The sequence below is a fragment of the Anaerococcus sp. Marseille-Q5996 genome, assembly GCF_946893725.1.
Classification (GTDB): Bacteria; Bacillota; Clostridia; order Tissierellales; family Peptoniphilaceae; genus Anaerococcus; species Anaerococcus martiniensis.
In genome coordinates this window covers 39394-55872 of record NZ_CAMPPE010000005.1, presented here as the reverse complement: position 1 = coordinate 55872, position 16479 = coordinate 39394, and the positions used below count along the sequence as shown (strand labels likewise).

Sequence of the window (16479 nt, the reverse complement as noted above, 5' to 3'; positions counted from 1 at the left end):
CCACCCCAAGGGGTGGTTTTATTTTGCAAAAAATTGCCAAATTTAGGGTAATAATACACTAGAAAATATAAAAAGGGTAGATTATGGAAAAAATAAAAAATATAGAAAATCAAAGACAAGTAAGCCTAGCAATACTTGGCATATCTATATTAATTATCATATTTACAATCATCCATGCTAGGGCAATTTCAAACTCAAAAACCTTTGAAGATTATATAGGAACTTATCAGACAATAGACTATGAGTCATACATAGCCAATGTAAATTTTTTTAGAAACGTCATTATACTTTATCCCATACTACTGATTATTTATACGATTTATAGCTTTTCGGTAACAAGTTTTGGAACTTTATATAAAATAATAAATGGACTATCCTGCCTTTTGTCCATATATATCTTGCAAGGGCATTTTATACCTCGCACTATTTTTGCATGGATACTAACAGGACTATTTTTGGTCTTATTTATTGTAATTATGCTAAGAGGTAAAAAAATCGGGAAAAAGTTGTGAAAATTTCTATATATAAGTAAGGAGAGCAAATGAACATATTTTTATCATCATCCCTAGTCGGGGCAAAAAATGGATTTGAAAGATTTATTGAAAAATATCAAGCAAAGAAAATAACATTTATAGCAACTGCAGCAGAAGTTTCACCATACACCCAGTATGTAGATGATGCACGTGAGTATTTTTTATCAAAGGGATTTGAAATAAAAGACCTAGAAGTAAGTAAGGTTTCTGAAGAGCAAGCTAAAGAAATTATAAAAAATACAGAGATTTTATATGTATCAGGAGGCAATACTTTTTACTTGCTCCAAGAACTAAAAAAGAAAGATTTACTAGGATTAATCAAAGAAAAAGTAAGTGAGGGTATGGTCTATATTGGAGAATCAGCAGGATCAGTAATTGCAAGTCCTGATATAGCATATATTAAATACATGGACGACCCAAAAGCTGCACCAGAATTAAAATCAACAAAAGCCCTAAATTTAGTAGAATTTTACCCCCTTCCACACTGGGGTGAGGAGCCATTTAAAGAAGCCGCAGAAAAAATCCACAAGGCCCATAAAGACAGCCTACAGCTAATAGCAATAGATAACAAAGGCGCTATTATCCACAAGGGAGATGATAGATTTGATGTTGACTTTGGGGATTTTTAGTAGAAAAGCAGGGAATCCTGCTTTTTTACTTGTAATTTAATTATTATTTTCAAGGTCAAGTAATTTTTTCTTAAGATTAATCCCATAGGCATAGCCATGCATTTTCCCGTCACTGCCTATGACTCTGTGGCAGGGGGTGATTATCATTAGTGGATTTTTGCCGATGGCAGTGGCAACTGCTCTGACTGCTTTTTCATTTCCTATATTTTTTGCTATGTCCTTATAGGTTTTTGTTTGGCCATAGGGGATGTTTAAAAGCTCTTGCCAGACTTTTTGCTGAAAATTTGTGCCTTCTGCCTTACATAAATCATAAATACTAAATTCTTTTCTTTTGCCATCTAAATATTCATTTATTTGGCTAATAACTTTATTAGTTTCTAAAGTTTTATCATTATTTTCATTAGTTTGGTCTACTAATTCAATTTTTGATATTTTTTGCTTATAGGTTATTTTGATTATCCCAATATCTGTGGTGTAAAATGCTGTTTTCATACCTACATTTTAATATATAATTTTAAATATAAAAAGCATTAATAAAAATTTTTAAATTTTAATGTATAATAATATAAATGAAATTTAAGAATCGAGGGTGTTATGAACTACGATAAAAAAATTGATGCAATTGTTGATTATATAAAATCTGGAGAGAAAAGTGAGGATAATTTCAAAGTTGGTTTTGAGGTGGAGCACTTTGCTATAGATGCAGAAACTATGGAAACTATCACTTATGGAGAAGATGGTGGAGTCCGTGATTCTCTAATGGAGATTGAAAAACTTGGCTATGAGGGTACATACGAGGGCGAAAATATTATGGGACTTTCTGGTGATGGCTTTGCTGTTTCTATAGAACCTGCAGCCCAATTTGAAGTTGCCTTTGGGGCTGAAAAAACTATGGATGAGCTTTTTGATAATTATAAAAAAGTTATGGGAGAGATTGTTCCTATTTTTGATAAGAAAAATCAACTCCTAGCTGAACTAGGTTATCAACCAAAGTCAAAAATTGCAGATCTGCCTTTTATTCCTAAAGAACGTTATAAATATATGTCCAAATATTTTAGAGAATTTGGGGGAACTATGCCATTAAATATGATGCAAGGATCTGGAAGCCTCCAAGTGGCAATTGACTTTAAGGATGAGGAAGATTTTAAGAAAAAATTCTTTGTTGCCAATGCAGTTTCTACATTTTTATACAGTACCTTTGACAATTCTTATATCTTTGAGGGAGAGGTTTATGCTAAGCATAACCTCCGCCAAACCATTTGGGAAAATTGCGACAAACCACGTACAGGTACTTATTCTTTTGCGTTTGATGATGACCTATCATACAGAAAATATGCAGAAAAAATCTTAGCTACTGATAGTATATTTATCCATAAAGATGGAAAAGATATTTATACAGGAGATACTCCTTTCGAAGAAATCTTTAATCAAGATATGAGTAAGGATATGGTATATCATGCCCTTTCTATAGTTTTTCCAGATGTTAGGACCAAACAATATATAGAAGTAAGAATGCCTGATAATGTTCCATATCCATACAATTTTGCAGCAGTTGCCCTTATCAAAAATATGTTCTATGATGAGGAGATATTTGGATTTTTATACCAATTATTCTCTGATATGACCTATGAAAAATCACAAAAACTAAAAGATAAGGCAGTAATGCAAGGGATAAATACCATATATAAGAACAAGAAAATATCTGAATGGATGCTACAAATTACTGGCATGATAGAAGAAGATTATGAATATATAAAACCTTTAGAAGAGCTTTTAAAAAGAGATGAAAAACCTCGCGATATATATGAATCCTTGTACAAGAAAGATCCACAAAAAGCAATCTACAATTTCTCAGTAAATAAATTTATAAAGGAAAATTAGTGGCAAAAATAAAAAAAGCCTTTGAATGCAACAATTGCGGTCACACCCAACCCCTTTGGGCAGGCAAATGTCCAGAGTGCGGTAAGTGGGGGTCTTTGATTGAAGTAACAGTTAAGGAAAGCAAAAAAAACGCAAGTGTAGTTGTTGATGACAAGGCTGCAAAAAAACTAAATACTATTGAAATTAACGAATCTGAAAGAATAAAGTCAAGCTTTGAAGAATTTGACCGTGCAGTTGGAGGGGGACTAGTCCGTGATAGTGTCACAATCCTAACTGCCCGCCCGGGTGCAGGAAAATCTACACTCTTGCTCCAATTATCAAAGGCCTATGCAGATGAGGGTTTAAAAGTTCTTTATGTTTCTGGAGAAGAATCAGAAAGCCAGATCAAATCCCGTGCAGATAGGATAATGGAAAGCTTACCTGAAAATGTATGGATTCTTTCTACAAACTCTATGGATAGTGCCGTTAGTGAGATTAAAAACATAGATGCGGATGTAGTTTTTCTTGACTCTATCCAAACTTTTACCCTAGCAGAGTTTGATAATAAGGCTGGAAGCCCAACTCAAACCATAGAGGTAGCCAACAAGGCAGTAGAAATTGCCAAAGATGAGCATAAAAAACGCGCAATAATTATGATAGGGCACATGACCAAGGCCAACGAAATGGCAGGACTTCGTACTTTGGAACACTTGGTAGATACAGTTTTAGTTTTAGATGGAGAAAGTGATGAGGACCTAAGGGTCTTAACTTCTACAAAAAACAGATTTGGCCGCACCGGTGAAATCGGCTTATTTTCTATGACTGAAGATGGTTTGATAGAGATTTCTAATCCTAGTGAGTATTTTATAACAGCTCGTGAAAATGAAATTGAAGGGTCAGCCATATCTGTTACTAAGGAAGGCTCCAGGCTATTGGAAGTAGAAATCGAGTCCTTAGTCAGCAAATCATTTTTGCCATATCCGCAAAGGATTGGGGATTCGCTAAGAAAAGATGACCTAAACACCTTGATTTCAATCTTACAAGAGCGTGCTGGTCTAAATTTATTTGATTACAATGTAATTATAAAAACTACAGGTGGCCTAAAATTGTCAGAGCCATCAGTAAACCTTGCCATTATGATGTCTATCGCATCTTCTCTTTTAAAAAAGCCCATAGATGACAAAACCGTTTTTATTGCAGAAGTTGGCCTTACTGGAGAGCTTAAAAAAGTACCACAAATTAAACAGCGCATAAAAGAATTAGAGCGTTTGGGCTATAAAAAGTGCTTTGTAGCAAGAAATTCTGTTGATGAAAATGAATTTTCTGGTATAAGGGTATTGCAGAAATCAAATATAAGACAAGTAATTGATGAGTGTTTTAGATAGAAAATTAAGGAGGGCATATGTGGGAGACTATTAAAGAAAGATTTTCAGGAGATGACATTTTCTTTTGGCTTGCCATAGCTATAATTATGTATGTAAATCATACTTTTTTTGATAAACATATAAATATTATTTTATTTATCCTGCCAATAGCTATAATGTATTTAATGGAAATCGGACTAAAAAATCTCCTAAATACCCTAAATATTTGCTAACAATCATAATAACTGTCCTATATATGTTTTCCATGCCAAAATACAGCACAACTTATGCGGAAAACTTTATGAAAGAGAACTATGGTAAGGATATATATTTGCTTCCATATACTACTGACCAGATGAGCTCCTTTAACCCTTACAGTAAGGATATAAATTATTCTTTTATCAGGACTGATGGCAAGGAATACTTATTTAACGCCAGGACAGGCCAGGTTAAAGAAACAAAAATAGATATAGATAGAAAATGAAATATCAAATTATTTTATGATTACTAAAAAATATCGTTAATCTTGATTTTATCAAAATATGTGTTATAATATTCATACAAAAGACATAGCGACTTATTCGCATTCAAAATTTGCCGAAAATGGCGTACATAAAAGGAGAGTTTTATGAAAAACTTAAATAAATTTGCCCTAGTAGCAGCTATGGCATTTACATTTGCAGCTTGTGGAAACAATGCAAATACAGCAGAAAATACAGAAACAGTTCCAGCTGAAGAAGCTCAACCATCAAAAGGTGAAGCAACAGTTGCAGGTTACGGTGGAGACATCAAAGTAACAGTTAACTTTGGAAAAGACGGAGTTATCGAATCAATCGATACAGAACACACAGAAACAGAAGACATCGGAGCAAAAGCTATTCCAGAATTAACAGATGCAATTATTAAAGCAAACGGAACAGAGGGCGTTGAGAATGTATCAGGCGCAACAGTAACATCTGAAGCATTCAAATCAGCTGTAAACGAAGCAATCGCAAACGCAAAATAATTAAAGATACAATAAGCCACCCAAAAGGGTGGTTTTTCTTTGTCAAAAAAACTTGTGGACGTATAGTAAAAATGAAAAATATTACAGAGGGTATTATGAGAAAAAGGTCATACACACTATTAATCCTTCCCTTAGTCATAATAGGTCTTTTTTTAATCAGCCGCTACCAAAACCGTGAGGTCTACGAGTACAACTCAAAAGCGGTCTACGTTTATAATTTGACTGATGATAGGAAGGTCACAGGCAAAAATGAAGATGAAAAACTAGCAATGGCATCGCTTACAAAAATGATGACAGTCTATGAAGCCTTACAAAAAGTAAATGATTTGGGAGCCTATGCACCAGTAGATACAGAATCCTACCAGCAACTTGTAGGAGAAAATGCATCAATGGCAGGTTTTTTTGGTGGGGAAATGACTACATATCGTGATTTGCTATATGGCGCCATGCTCCCATCTGGCGGAGAGGCGGCAGACTCGCTTGCAATCAACATCTCAGGATCAGAACTAGGATTTGTAGGCCTTATGAATGAGAGATCTGAAGAGTGGGGACTAAAAAACACACATTTTCAAAATGTAGATGGCATGGATGATATAGGCCATTATTCCTCTGCCAAAGACATGGCCATGCTATTAAAATACGCCTTAGAAGATGGCAATTTTAGGGCGATTTTTACAAAGAAAAATTATCTGACCCTGCCAACCGACCACCACCCAGAGGGCCTATATATGACAAGTACAGTTTTTGACAAGCTTGAAAATTATGACCAAGATGGTTTTGAAATTATTGGTGGCAAATCTGGTACAACAGACAAGGCAGGATTATGCTGGGCGACACTTTCAGTCAAAAATGGGAAAGAATATATTATAGTTACCATGGGTGCTCCCTACGATGACATCGACAATCCAGGCGATGGCCATATCCAAGACACCCTTGATATTTTAAATAGACTTTAAGGAGAAAATATGCAAAAAGTTTTGATTTTACAAGGAGAATTTGTTGATAAGGTTTGGGGCGGGTCCAGATTAAAAGACGAATTTGACTATAATATAAATTCTGATAGTGTTGGTGAATATTGGGCCATATCTGGCATGGATGAGGCAAGTTCTGTTGTAATAAATGGAGAGCTGGCTGGCCAAACACTAAAAGAACTTTACAAAAATAATAAGGAATTATTTGCTGGTGAAGGCGAAGAAACTTTCCCACTTTTGGTAAAAATAATTGATGCCACAGATGACCTATCTATCCAAGTCCACCCAGATGATCAAATGGGAGCAAAACTTGAAAACTCAAGGGGCAAAACCGAATGCTGGTATATCCTAAATGAAAATCCTGCTTCAATTATTTATGGGCTAAATGCTGAAGATAAGGATGATGCTGTTGAAAAAATTGAAAATAAAAAATGGAATGATGTTTTAAAAGAAGTCCCAGCCACTAAGGGAGATTTTTTCTTTGTGCCAGCAGGTACAGTCCATGCCATTAAAAAGGGATGTCTAATATTAGAAATCCAACAAGCATCTGATATAACTTATAGACTTTACGACTACGACCGCCCAGATAAAGAAGGCAATCTACGCGAACTTCATATAGATAAATCCATCCAGGCTATAAAATTAAATGAAATAGCAGATGAAAAAAATGTAGAAGAAGCAGGCAACCTTATAAAAACTAGCCTTACAAAAAATGAATTTTTTGAAGTAAGAAAACTAGAAACCAGTAACCGAGTAAGCTTGATAAGAAATGCTCCTTACCTATTAGAATCAGTTGTAGAAGGTGTGGGAGTCCTAAGGGTAGATGGGGAAGAATACAATATCAAAAAGGGAGACTTCTTTATCCTGACAAATGAAGTGTCATCTTATGAATTTGAAGGAAACCTAACAATAATTGAGTCAAATATAGCATAAAAAAAGAGCCGAGAGGCTCTTTTTTATTGTAAAATTATTAATAATACCTAAAAATCAAAACCGCTAAGTCAACCTCAAAATTTAAGAATTCATAATCTCAAAATTCTAAAAATTGCAAACTCGCTTTCGCTCAAACAGTGCAATTTTTTAATGAATTTTTCAATTTGAATTCTAGTAAATTTTTCTAAATGACACGCTTGTATTGATTTTTATATTAAATATATATTATCCCAATCAATTACTATCTAAACAAAGAAAATGAGAGAAGTTTAGGCAGAGACTTTTTTAATTTATTAAAATTCTATCTACAAAAACTCAAAACCGCTAAGTCAACCTCAAATGACACGCTTGTTTTGAATTTTGATCAATACATGCCAAAAACCCTCTCAAGCCACATCACAAAGGAGTGGGGTATTATTTTTGATATTAGTCTCATAAATTTTGCTGATGCATGGACAGAAATTAGATCCTTGTATCTAGCTTCTCTTAAAGCTTTTGCCACCAATTTATGGATGTCTTCTGTCCCGTATTTTTTTATGCCATTTTTATCAATTTCTCCAAACTCAGTGTCAACTGGATTTGGGCATAGACTTGTAAGATGGATTTTTCTGCCTTTCAATTCTCGATTTAAGGCGCGGGATAAGCTTATCAAATACGATTTGCTAGCTGCATAGGTCGCAAATTTTGGCTGAGGAATAAATCCTGCTACAGATCCTACATTTATAATCACCGAGTTTTCAGCCATGTAAGGCAAAATCACTTTTATAAGCTGGGTGGGTGCTAGAATATTTAAGTCAATCATCCTTTGATTTTCTTCTAGACTCACATTCTCAAAATAATCATTAAAACCCACACCTGCAGCATTTACTAAGAGACCGACTTTTTGATTTGCAATTTCAATTTCATTTGATATTTTTAAGAAACTTTCCCTGTCAAGCAAATCCAGGGCAAGGATTTTGCTTTTTGTTTTTAGCTGATTTTTAAGCTCTATTAGGCGGTCTTTTCTGCGAGCTATTATCCAAATCTGATCATAGCTTAAATCATCAACTTGGATAGCAAATTCTCTGCCGATTCCAGAACTTGCCCCGGTAATTATTGCAATCATTGGCCTCTTTTAGCTTCCAAAATAAGGTTTTGTTTTAGATTCCACAAGTCTTGGGAAAGGTCGACATAGTAGTTGTGAGGTTGGTCAAATCTTTTTACCTCATCCCATATGCTTTCGATTTCTTTTTTGCAATAAGCTTGGATTTCGTGGATATCTGGTTGGTCATAGACTAGTTTTCCACCTTCAAATATAGGCACTTGCATTAGGCGGGCTTCATAATTGTCCATTTTTTTCATTTTCCATGTAAAGAGTGGGTCAAAGATTACAAGTGGTTTTGAATCATCCACCTCTTCCTCGCGTAGGGTGATATAATCAGCCTCAGCCTTGCCAGTGTTTTTGTCATAAAGCCTATAAACATTTTTAAAGCCTGGTGTTGTAATTTTTTCTACGTTTTCAGATACCTTTATACGGGCCTTTAGATCATCATTTTCATAAATTCCTACAAGCTTATATACCCCACCAAAAACTGGGTCAGACTTACTTGTTATAAGTCTTTCACCAATACCAAAGGCATCGATTTTTGCTCCTTGGGCTGTTAGAGAATTTATTTTAAATTCATCTAGAGAATTAGATGCAACTATTTTTGTATCTTTAAAGCCATTTTCATCTAATATTTTTCTTACTTCTTTAGATAAATAAGCAAGGTCCCCAGAGTCTATTCTCACCCCACCAGTAAGACCTTTTGGTTCTAAAACTTCTTTAAATATACGCATAGCATTTGGTAAGCCACTATTAATTGTATCGTAGGTATCGATTAAAAGTGTGCAGTTTTCTGGATAAGTTTCAGCATAAACTTTAAAGGCTTCATACTCACTATCAAAGGCTTGAATCCACGCATGAGCCATGGTACCAGATGGCTTAAAACCATATGTTTTTGCAGAAAGTGTATTACTTGATACTGGTGCACCAGCTATAAATGCAGCCCTTGCACCTGTTAGAGAAGCATCTGCTCCTTGGGCACGGCGGGCACCAAATTCCATTACAAGCCTGTCTCCAGCAGCCTTTACTATCCTACTTGTTTTTGTAGCAATCAGTGAATTAAAATTCATTGATAGCAATAGGTAAGTTTCTACTATAGAACATTCTATAATAGGTGCCTTAACTGTGATGATAGGCTCGTTTGGAAACATAACTGATCCTTCAGGAAAGGCCCAGACATCGCCGGTGAATTTAAACTCACGTAGGTAATCTAGGAAGCCATCAGAAAAATCTCCCACTTCCTTTAGATAAGCTATATCTTCTTCTGTAAAATGTAGATTTTCTATAAAATCAATTACATCGTTTAAACCTGCAAAGATGGAATATCCACCTTCATCAGGATTTGTCCTATAAAATGCATCAAAAACAGCAATTGTATCCTTCATACCATGGTTAAAATATGCATTGGCCATGGTAAATTCGTAAAAATCACTGAGCATTGATAAATTTCTTACATTACTCATAAAAACCCTCTTTTCAAAATCTTTTCTTCTTTCATTGTATATACAATGGGACAAAATTGCAAACATTTGCAAAATTATTCTTACCAATAATTATGCCCTTTTTTCATACTTTATCCAAAATATTATTAAAATATTATTCTATTAGGGTAAAGATAGACTAAGAACTTAAATTTTGTAAAGGAGGTAAAATGTATATATTTGACATCGACGGGACACTTTTAAATACTATTGATTCAATAAACTTTCATATAAACGAAACTTTCAAAAAATACGGATTAAAATCAGTTCCCAAAGAAAAAATTCGAGAATTTGTCGGCAATGGTCCCAGAGTTTTGTTGGATAAAACTTTAAATTATGTTGGATTTACCGGAGATGAGCTATTAAAAGAAGAAATCTATAATAGATACAACGAGTCCTACAACAACGACCCCCTACACCTTACAAAACCCTTTGAAGGTATCAAAGAATCCCTAGATAAATTAAAAGAAAATGGAGAAATTATTGCTGCATTTTCAAATAAACCTGATGAAACCAGTAATAGAGTGTTAAAATCTATTTTTGGCGAAAAATATTTTGACTACATCCTAGGATATAGGGAAGATTATAAAAGAAAGCCATCTCCAGAAGGGATTATGATTATCGCCAACCACTTTGATGTGCCATTTTCAGATATTTTATACTTTGGCGATAGTGAAGTGGATATGAAATGTGGTAGAAATACAAATATTTTTACCGTGGGATGCTCATGGGGCTTTAGAGACCGTGAAGTTTTAGAGGCAGAAAATCCTGATTTGATTATAGATCATCCAAGTGAAATCACATCTATAAAAAGAATATAAATAAGCATTAACTTATTAAGTATATTTAAAATTATTATAAACTTTATTAATTAAGCTAGATAATATATTGATTCTCTGATATTCTTATGATGAAATATTCTGGGGAGATTGGAGATATGATGAAACTAGTCATAGAAAATTTATCAAAACAATTTGAAGAAAAGAGTGTCTTAAAAAACTTAGATGCTACATTTGACCAAGGTATTATATATGCCCTTTTGGGAAGAAATGGAGCTGGAAAGACAACTCTTTTTTCTTTGATTGCAAAGGAACTTAAGAAAGATAGCGGGGAGATTTATCTAATAGATAATGATGAAAAAATAAATCTTGATAGTAAGGATGTATTCTTTATGCTAGCAGAACCAGAATTGCCAAGGTTTTTAACTGCTAGGGAGTTTATAAATTTTTTTATAGATGTAAATAGGCAAAGAATTGCAGGAACCCTTGACCCTAGTTACTATTTTGACCTGGTAAAATTTGATGAAGATGATAAGGATAGACTTATCCAAGGATATTCGACTGGGATGAGAAATAAGCTTCAAATGATGATGTTTCTTATACTAAAACCAAAAGTTATTTTAATGGATGAGCCCCTTAATTCCCTAGATGTAGTTGTTCAAAAAGAAATGAAAGACCTCATAAAGTCTATAAAACATGATCATATTATAATATTTTCAACCCACATTTTAGACCTAGCCAAGGACATATCAGATGAGATAGTTTTATTACATAAGGGTCAAATAGAGGAAGTAGATAGGCAAATAAAAAATAATCCTGATTTTGAAGATAGGGTCATTGACCTACTCCAAAAGGAGGATTAGTATGGAATATTACAAAAAGTATAGGATTATAGAAAATGCAAATCTAGCAAAAAATATTAACCAAATTATTTATTTTTTCCATCATCTGCCAATAATTGGCAAATACACTGGAGAAAAATATAGGGCCTATGGATTAAAAAAACTTGTCTATGCCCTAGGTCCCATATTTTCTGTTTTGGGTCAGATTTTAAAAAGCATTTTTGCTTACTTTATGGCTTTGGCTTTTGCGGGATTTATCCTATGGCTTATAAAAACTCCATTACAATTTGAAGGGCTAAGGACTAATCAATTTGTCGACCTATCCCTATCAAACCTATCATTTCTAGCCTTTTACCTAAGTGCTGCTATAAATTCAAATAGCATTGCTGGCAATAAGGTTGATATGAGAAATCTAAATAACCAATACAGGCTCGCCCCTAAAGAAAGCGGGTTGATTAAAGGAGTTTTTGACCCCCTTAGGATAGGATTTGGGAGGGGATTTGCTTTTGCAATATTTCTTGGCCTTAAAAACGGATTTTTACTAAGCTTTATCCTTGCCTTTGCAAGGATTATCTCAAACACCTTTACTCTTATTATTTCAAAGAGGCAAAAGGAAATTTATGCGAATAAGTGGTGGGTAAACATCCTATCCTTTATAGTTCTTTTTGCTATTTTTATGAATGTAAAGACTTATAACACTCTTATATTGCTGGTAATATTTGTAATTAGCCTTATAGGATCTATTTTTGCAATGAAATATCTATTAAAACTAGATGACTATGGCAAGGTATTAGAGGATGCAAAGGCTGCAGAAGCTGATATAAGTATAGATTTTGATCAAATTGCCAATGATAGCCTGGCCTTAAAGGATACTGACATAGAAGCTGGCAAAAAAGAAAATGGAAGTGGTTATGAGCTATTAAATAATTTATTTTTTGCAAGGCATAAGAGACTTCTTGCCAAACCAATTTTAAAAAAAGCTGGTATTATCTTTGCCATAGCTGCCCTTGCCCTAGTATTTACAAAGTATAAACTTGGTGATTCTAACTTTGGCATAGAAAATATTTTGCTATTGGTTCAATCAATATTTGTATCGATACTCTTTAATAATCCAAATTCCAGCAGGGCAATGTTCTTAAACTGCGATAGGTCCTTACTCCAATATGGGTTTTATAAAGAGGAAAATGCAATTTTTGCCATGTTTAAGCTTAGGTATAAATCTCTATTAAAGATAAATTTGATTGGCCTCTTAGCAGGTTTTTTGGTAAATATTTTAGCTTTTCTACTTTTTCCAGCTCTAGGCATTAAAAATTTAATTGTGTGTGAGATTTTTGTATTGGCAAGTTTTTTATTTTATATAGCCTTTGAATTATTTATTTACTATATATTCCAACCCTTTAACTTTGAGGCGGCTAATGTTGGACATGGATACAAGCTATTTTACAATATATTAAATTATGCAAATGTAATTTTTATTCCACTAATTATTGGAAAAACATCTAAGGGGCAATTAACTTTAATTATTGTAAGCGCTATAATGCTTGTTTTAATAATTGTTTTTCACCTCCTAGTTAAAATTTATGGGAAAAATACCTTTAGGATAAGAAAATAAGACGACAACACTGCCGTCTTATTTGTCTTTTAGATTAAATTTTTTGCGCATCCTTATTTTTACTATAAGAAATAATAGCAATAGAAATAGTATTGCAAGAATAAATAAAAGCCCGGTCATATAAGACCTCTTAAGTTCTAAATACAGGCAAATAGGATAAATAATTCCAAAAAATAATATGCCTAGGATGATTGAAAGATTTCCTGCAAATTTATTTCCATAATTCCATGTATCCTGATTGTAGCAAACTTCCCATAAGTGAAAGCCTACTTCCATTTCAGGATAGCTACTATGAAAGTGCCTAAAAAATATGCCTATGTAAATGCTAAATATTAAAAGCATGATATTAGTTGCAATTAGGGGTCCCATTTTTCACCTCATTTCACATAAACTATACTAAAATTAATTGATAATTAAAGATGAATTGTAAAAAGTCTTCTTAGCTAATATAGTAATATTAGAGGAATTTATGAAAATACTTATAACAAGCGATTGGTACTATCCGGTTGTAAACGGGGTGGTCCGATCTGTATTAAACTTAAAAAACTATTTAGAAAGTCAAGGTCACGAGGTAAGAGTCTTAACACTTTCAAATACCATTTCTAGTTACCAAACTGAGGAAGTGTACTACATAGGATCTCTTTCTGCAAAAAGAATATATCCAGAAGCACGAATTACAAATATTTTGGCCAAAACTCATCTAAGAAATATCAGAAAATGGGAGCCAGACATTGTCCACAGCCAATGCGAATTTTCTACATTTCTTATGGGAAAAACTTTGGCAAAAATTTTAAATATCCCCTTAGTCCACACCTACCATACGGTTTATGAGGACTACACCCACTATTTTACAAAAAATAAACGTGCTGGTTTAAAAATTGTGGCAGCCTTTAGCAAAAACTTTTCAGATATGTGCGATTATATGATTGCCCCTACTGAAAAAACTGCAAATATTTTGGAATCTTATAATATTGACAGGAAAAAAATTGCTGTAATCCCAACAGGTGTCCATATTTGTGATATGTATGATGAGGATTTAAGGGCTGAGCTAGGTATTCCTAAGGATAAGAAAATATTACTTTATCTAGGTCGTTTGGGAGAGGAGAAAAATATCGAGGAATTGATAGACTTTTACCAAAGGTTGGATGATCCAAATATTGAATTTTTCATAGTAGGAGGCGGACCACATGCTGATAAGCTTAAAGCCTACAATGAAAAATTAAAGGCAAATGTTAATTTTGTGGGTATGGTTGATCCTAGTGAAGTTAATAAATATTACCAAGCAGCAGATATATTTACCACATCATCCACCTCAGAAACCCAAGGACTTACTTATTATGAAGCACTTTCAAACGGCCTTGTCGCTGTCTGCCGTGATGATGAGTCCTTAGATGGTGTATTAAAAAATGGCTTTAATGGATTTAGATTTAATAATTTTGATGAATATAAGACATACATTTACAAAGTTTTAAATAATCCAGATTACCAAAAAGAATTATCTACAAATGCTAGAAAATACGCCCTAGATAATTTTTCTGTAGAAAGTTTTGGTAGTAAGTGTGAAGATTTGTACGAGAAAGCAATAAACGAGTTTGATTATGAAAGTTCTTTTATATACAAAAGATTATGATACAGTTAAAGAAAGTGGTGTAGGTAAGGCAATTGACCACCAAATCAAGGCCTTGTCCCTTGTTGGTTGTGATTTTACCTTAAATGATAAGGAAGATTTTGATATTGTCCACATCAATACAATTTTCCCAAAATCTGTGACCTTTGCTGATAGGGCAAAAAGGCGCGGCAAAAAAGTAATTTACCATGCCCACTCTACCAAAGAGGACTTTAGAAATTCTTTTACATTTTCAAATCAAATAGCTCCAGCTTTTAAAAAATGGCTAGAATATTGCTACAACAAGGGAGATTTGATTTTAACCCCTACTGATTATTCTAAGGGAATTTTAGAATCCTATGAACTAAAAAGACCCATAGAAGTTGTTTCAAACGGGATTGATTTAGATTTTTGGCAGGATAGGGACTTTGATAGGGATAATTTTTATGAAAAATATGGCCTAGATAAGAGCAAAAAATCAATTATTTCTGTAGGTTTGCCTATAAAAAGAAAGGGAATTGATGATTTTATTTATTTGGCAAATCAGATGCCAGAATATGAATTTGTTTGGTTTGGCAAATTAAATCCTGCAGTTTTACCCATAGAAATCAAAAAATTAATTGATAATGCCCCAGCAAATCTACATTTTCCAGGCTATATTTCAAGTACTGACCTTAGAGAAGCTTACAGCGGATCAGATTTATATGTTTTTTTAACCCACGAAGAGACCGAGGGAATAGTCCTTTTAGAAGCCTTGGCTTGCAAGGCCGATATTTTAATCCGTGATATAGAAATTTTTGAAGATGATTATATTGACGGCAAAAATGTCTACAAGGGTACTTCAAATGAGGAATTTGAAGCAAAAATAAAAGGAATATTAAATGGTGAGTTACCATCACTAAGAGAAGAGGGCTACAAAAAAGCAGCCGAAAAATCTATAGAAAATACCGGCAAACGCCTGGTAGAATGCTATGAAAAGGTACTAAATTTATGAGATCTATTTTAAAATTTTTGGGACTTTCCATTATTACAATATTAATCCCAGCTTTTTTTATGGGACTTGCTACAATATTTAATGCTGGTGAGATAATGGTTTTAATAGCCCAAATGTTTGTAATTTTGGTATTTGTATTTATTTTTACAAATCTCTTAAAATACCAAAGAAAATACGAGGCAGAAACTGAAAAACTTTTGTCAGATACCCGTGATGTCCAAAAACTAAAAGATTTAAGGGAAAATCGCAAGACCTACAAATCAAAGGCAGCCATTACCAGTAAAATTTTAAATCAAGAATACAGCCAAGAAGAAGTCGACAATTTATTAAAATATGCAACAACAAATGAAGATATGGAGCATTATTTTTCAGCAAAAATTGACCATGCGGACAAAAATAAACGTGAAGAAATCAGAAGAAAAAGGGATGAATATGAAAATCGCTATGGCAAAAAACAAATGATTTTCCCAGACTTTGATGGAAATTTAAAAACCAGCCTAAAATGGATGGCATTTTTCTTTGTATCAGCATTTTTATATAATTTCCTGCCACCAAGAATATTTACAAATGACATAAGCATGGCATCTTTTTTGCTATTAGGAATGCTTTTTTTAGCGGTTGTCATGGTAAATACCATATTATGGATTGTTCGTACATTAAAATCCTACTGGGCAAAAGATTATATATAAGACTTGAAAATTCAAGTCTTTTTTTATTGAAGAAAATGTGTGTTTTATCAAAGTGTAATTGATAAATTTAAAAATAAAGAAAAAAATATTAAAAAT

General features: G+C 33.4%; 19 protein-coding genes. 15 read left to right on the top strand and 4 right to left on the bottom strand.

The genetic code is table 11. The features are described 5' to 3' along the window. The first annotated feature begins 83 nt into the window (after positions 1 to 83). Both OC526_RS07120 and OC526_RS07115 read left to right on the top strand, forming a co-directional pair. Positions 84 to 512: a hypothetical protein gene (locus tag OC526_RS07120; RefSeq protein ID WP_262123101.1), complete on the top strand. Its 429-nt coding sequence runs from the start codon at positions 84 to 86 to the stop codon at positions 510 to 512. A 29-nt stretch (positions 513 to 541) separates the two neighbouring features. Next, positions 542 to 1162 (top strand): Type 1 glutamine amidotransferase-like domain-containing protein, encoded by a 621-nt coding sequence (locus tag OC526_RS07115; protein WP_262123099.1) that lies wholly within the window; start codon positions 542 to 544, stop codon positions 1160 to 1162. 36 nt (positions 1163 to 1198) lie between these two features. Here OC526_RS07115 and OC526_RS07110 read toward each other — a convergent pair whose 3' ends face one another. Next, entirely contained in the window at positions 1199 to 1654 is a 456-nt protein-coding gene (locus tag OC526_RS07110) for a methylated-DNA--[protein]-cysteine S-methyltransferase (RefSeq protein ID WP_262123097.1), read from the bottom strand. Positions 1655 to 1756: 102 nt separating this feature from the next. On the opposite strand from OC526_RS07110, the gene OC526_RS07105 reads away from it, so the two are divergent. From OC526_RS07105 to OC526_RS07075, 7 genes are all read left to right on the top strand, one after another. After that, positions 1757 to 3043 (top strand): glutamate-cysteine ligase family protein, encoded by a 1287-nt coding sequence (locus OC526_RS07105; RefSeq protein ID WP_262123096.1) that lies wholly within the window; start codon positions 1757 to 1759, stop codon positions 3041 to 3043. Beyond that, positions 3043 to 4407: a DNA repair protein RadA gene (gene radA, locus OC526_RS07100; protein ID WP_262123094.1), complete on the top strand. Its 1365-nt coding sequence runs from the start codon at positions 3043 to 3045 to the stop codon at positions 4405 to 4407. The genes OC526_RS07105 and radA overlap by 1 nt, the downstream gene beginning before the upstream one ends. Before the next feature lie 17 nt (positions 4408 to 4424). After that, on the top strand, positions 4425 to 4619 hold the full coding sequence (locus OC526_RS07095; RefSeq protein WP_262123092.1) for a hypothetical protein: 195 nt from the start codon (positions 4425 to 4427) through the stop codon (positions 4617 to 4619). 68 nt (positions 4620 to 4687) lie between these two features. Next, entirely contained in the window at positions 4688 to 4870 is a 183-nt protein-coding gene (locus OC526_RS07090) for a hypothetical protein (protein WP_262123090.1), read from the top strand. Between the two features lie 144 nt (positions 4871 to 5014). After that, entirely contained in the window at positions 5015 to 5392 is a 378-nt protein-coding gene (locus OC526_RS07085; RefSeq protein ID WP_262123088.1) for an FMN-binding protein, read from the top strand. Between the two features lie 95 nt (positions 5393 to 5487). Beyond that, entirely contained in the window at positions 5488 to 6348 is an 861-nt protein-coding gene (locus OC526_RS07080) for a D-alanyl-D-alanine carboxypeptidase family protein (RefSeq protein WP_262123086.1), read from the top strand. A 9-nt stretch (positions 6349 to 6357) separates the two neighbouring features. Next, positions 6358 to 7296 (top strand): type I phosphomannose isomerase catalytic subunit, encoded by a 939-nt coding sequence (locus OC526_RS07075; protein ID WP_262123085.1) that lies wholly within the window; start codon positions 6358 to 6360, stop codon positions 7294 to 7296. 364 nt (positions 7297 to 7660) lie between these two features. On the opposite strand, the gene OC526_RS07070 is transcribed toward OC526_RS07075, so the two are convergent. Both OC526_RS07070 and OC526_RS07065 read right to left on the bottom strand, forming a co-directional pair. Beyond that, positions 7661 to 8401 carry an SDR family NAD(P)-dependent oxidoreductase gene (locus OC526_RS07070; RefSeq protein ID WP_262123084.1) on the bottom strand — a complete coding sequence of 247 codons (741 nt, stop codon included), beginning with the start codon at positions 8399 to 8401 and terminating at the stop codon, positions 7661 to 7663. Beyond that, entirely contained in the window at positions 8398 to 9843 is a 1446-nt protein-coding gene (locus OC526_RS07065) for a nicotinate phosphoribosyltransferase (protein WP_262123083.1), read from the bottom strand. Before OC526_RS07065 ends, OC526_RS07070 begins: the two co-directional genes overlap by 4 nt. A gap of 188 nt (positions 9844 to 10031) precedes the next feature. Between OC526_RS07065 and OC526_RS07060 the strand changes: the two genes are divergently transcribed. The 3 genes from OC526_RS07060 to OC526_RS07050 all read left to right on the top strand — a co-directional run bounded on the left by OC526_RS07060 (position 10032) and on the right by OC526_RS07050 (position 13094). Continuing rightward, positions 10032 to 10682, top strand: a complete 651-nt coding sequence (locus OC526_RS07060) for an HAD family hydrolase (RefSeq protein WP_262123081.1) — start codon at positions 10032 to 10034, stop codon at positions 10680 to 10682. Between the two features lie 116 nt (positions 10683 to 10798). Next, a complete protein-coding gene (locus OC526_RS07055) occupies positions 10799 to 11503 on the top strand; it encodes an ABC transporter ATP-binding protein (protein WP_316043777.1) in 705 nt (234 codons plus the stop codon). A 1-nt stretch (position 11504) separates the two neighbouring features. After that, positions 11505 to 13094, top strand: a complete 1590-nt coding sequence (locus tag OC526_RS07050; RefSeq protein ID WP_262123079.1) for a hypothetical protein — start codon at positions 11505 to 11507, stop codon at positions 13092 to 13094. A gap of 18 nt (positions 13095 to 13112) precedes the next feature. On the opposite strand, the gene OC526_RS07045 is transcribed toward OC526_RS07050, so the two are convergent. Next, positions 13113 to 13370, bottom strand: a complete 258-nt coding sequence (locus OC526_RS07045; RefSeq protein ID WP_316043779.1) for an SdpI family protein — start codon at positions 13368 to 13370, stop codon at positions 13113 to 13115. A gap of 193 nt (positions 13371 to 13563) precedes the next feature. Here OC526_RS07045 and OC526_RS07040 point away from each other — a divergent pair, with 193 nt between their 5' ends. Genes OC526_RS07040 through OC526_RS07030 form a run of 3 tightly spaced genes read left to right on the top strand, consistent with a single transcriptional unit; the run spans position 13564 to position 16383 of the window. Further along, positions 13564 to 14724 carry a glycosyltransferase gene (locus OC526_RS07040; protein WP_262123076.1) on the top strand — a complete coding sequence of 387 codons (1161 nt, stop codon included), beginning with the start codon at positions 13564 to 13566 and terminating at the stop codon, positions 14722 to 14724. After that, positions 14693 to 15694: a glycosyltransferase family 4 protein gene (locus tag OC526_RS07035; protein ID WP_262123074.1), complete on the top strand. Its 1002-nt coding sequence runs from the start codon at positions 14693 to 14695 to the stop codon at positions 15692 to 15694. The genes OC526_RS07040 and OC526_RS07035 overlap by 32 nt, the downstream gene beginning before the upstream one ends. Next, positions 15691 to 16383 (top strand): hypothetical protein, encoded by a 693-nt coding sequence (locus OC526_RS07030; protein ID WP_262123073.1) that lies wholly within the window; start codon positions 15691 to 15693, stop codon positions 16381 to 16383. Before OC526_RS07035 ends, OC526_RS07030 begins: the two co-directional genes overlap by 4 nt. Positions 16384 to 16479 lie beyond the last annotated feature (96 nt).

Coding starts and splice junctions, on each gene's coding strand:
- OC526_RS07120 (WP_262123101.1), top strand. CDS start 84: ATGGAAAAAATAAAAAATATAGAAAATCAAAGACAAGTAAGCCTAGCA.
- OC526_RS07115 (WP_262123099.1), top strand. CDS start 542: ATGAACATATTTTTATCATCATCCCTAGTCGGGGCAAAAAATGGATTT.
- OC526_RS07110 (WP_262123097.1), bottom strand. CDS start 1,654: ATGAAAACAGCATTTTACACCACAGATATTGGGATAATCAAAATAACC.
- OC526_RS07105 (WP_262123096.1), top strand. CDS start 1,757: ATGAACTACGATAAAAAAATTGATGCAATTGTTGATTATATAAAATCT.
- OC526_RS07095 (WP_262123092.1), top strand. CDS start 4,425: ATGTGGGAGACTATTAAAGAAAGATTTTCAGGAGATGACATTTTCTTT.
- OC526_RS07090 (WP_262123090.1), top strand. CDS start 4,688: ATGAAAGAGAACTATGGTAAGGATATATATTTGCTTCCATATACTACT.
- OC526_RS07085 (WP_262123088.1), top strand. CDS start 5,015: ATGAAAAACTTAAATAAATTTGCCCTAGTAGCAGCTATGGCATTTACA.
- OC526_RS07080 (WP_262123086.1), top strand. CDS start 5,488: ATGAGAAAAAGGTCATACACACTATTAATCCTTCCCTTAGTCATAATA.
- OC526_RS07075 (WP_262123085.1), top strand. CDS start 6,358: ATGCAAAAAGTTTTGATTTTACAAGGAGAATTTGTTGATAAGGTTTGG.
- OC526_RS07070 (WP_262123084.1), bottom strand. CDS start 8,401: ATGATTGCAATAATTACCGGGGCAAGTTCTGGAATCGGCAGAGAATTT.
- OC526_RS07065 (WP_262123083.1), bottom strand. CDS start 9,843: ATGAGTAATGTAAGAAATTTATCAATGCTCAGTGATTTTTACGAATTT.
- OC526_RS07060 (WP_262123081.1), top strand. CDS start 10,032: ATGTATATATTTGACATCGACGGGACACTTTTAAATACTATTGATTCA.
- OC526_RS07055 (WP_316043777.1), top strand. CDS start 10,799: ATGATGAAACTAGTCATAGAAAATTTATCAAAACAATTTGAAGAAAAG.
- OC526_RS07050 (WP_262123079.1), top strand. CDS start 11,505: ATGGAATATTACAAAAAGTATAGGATTATAGAAAATGCAAATCTAGCA.
- OC526_RS07045 (WP_316043779.1), bottom strand. CDS start 13,370: ATGGAAGTAGGCTTTCACTTATGGGAAGTTTGCTACAATCAGGATACA.
- OC526_RS07040 (WP_262123076.1), top strand. CDS start 13,564: ATGAAAATACTTATAACAAGCGATTGGTACTATCCGGTTGTAAACGGG.
- OC526_RS07035 (WP_262123074.1), top strand. CDS start 14,693: ATGAAAGTTCTTTTATATACAAAAGATTATGATACAGTTAAAGAAAGT.
- OC526_RS07030 (WP_262123073.1), top strand. CDS start 15,691: ATGAGATCTATTTTAAAATTTTTGGGACTTTCCATTATTACAATATTA.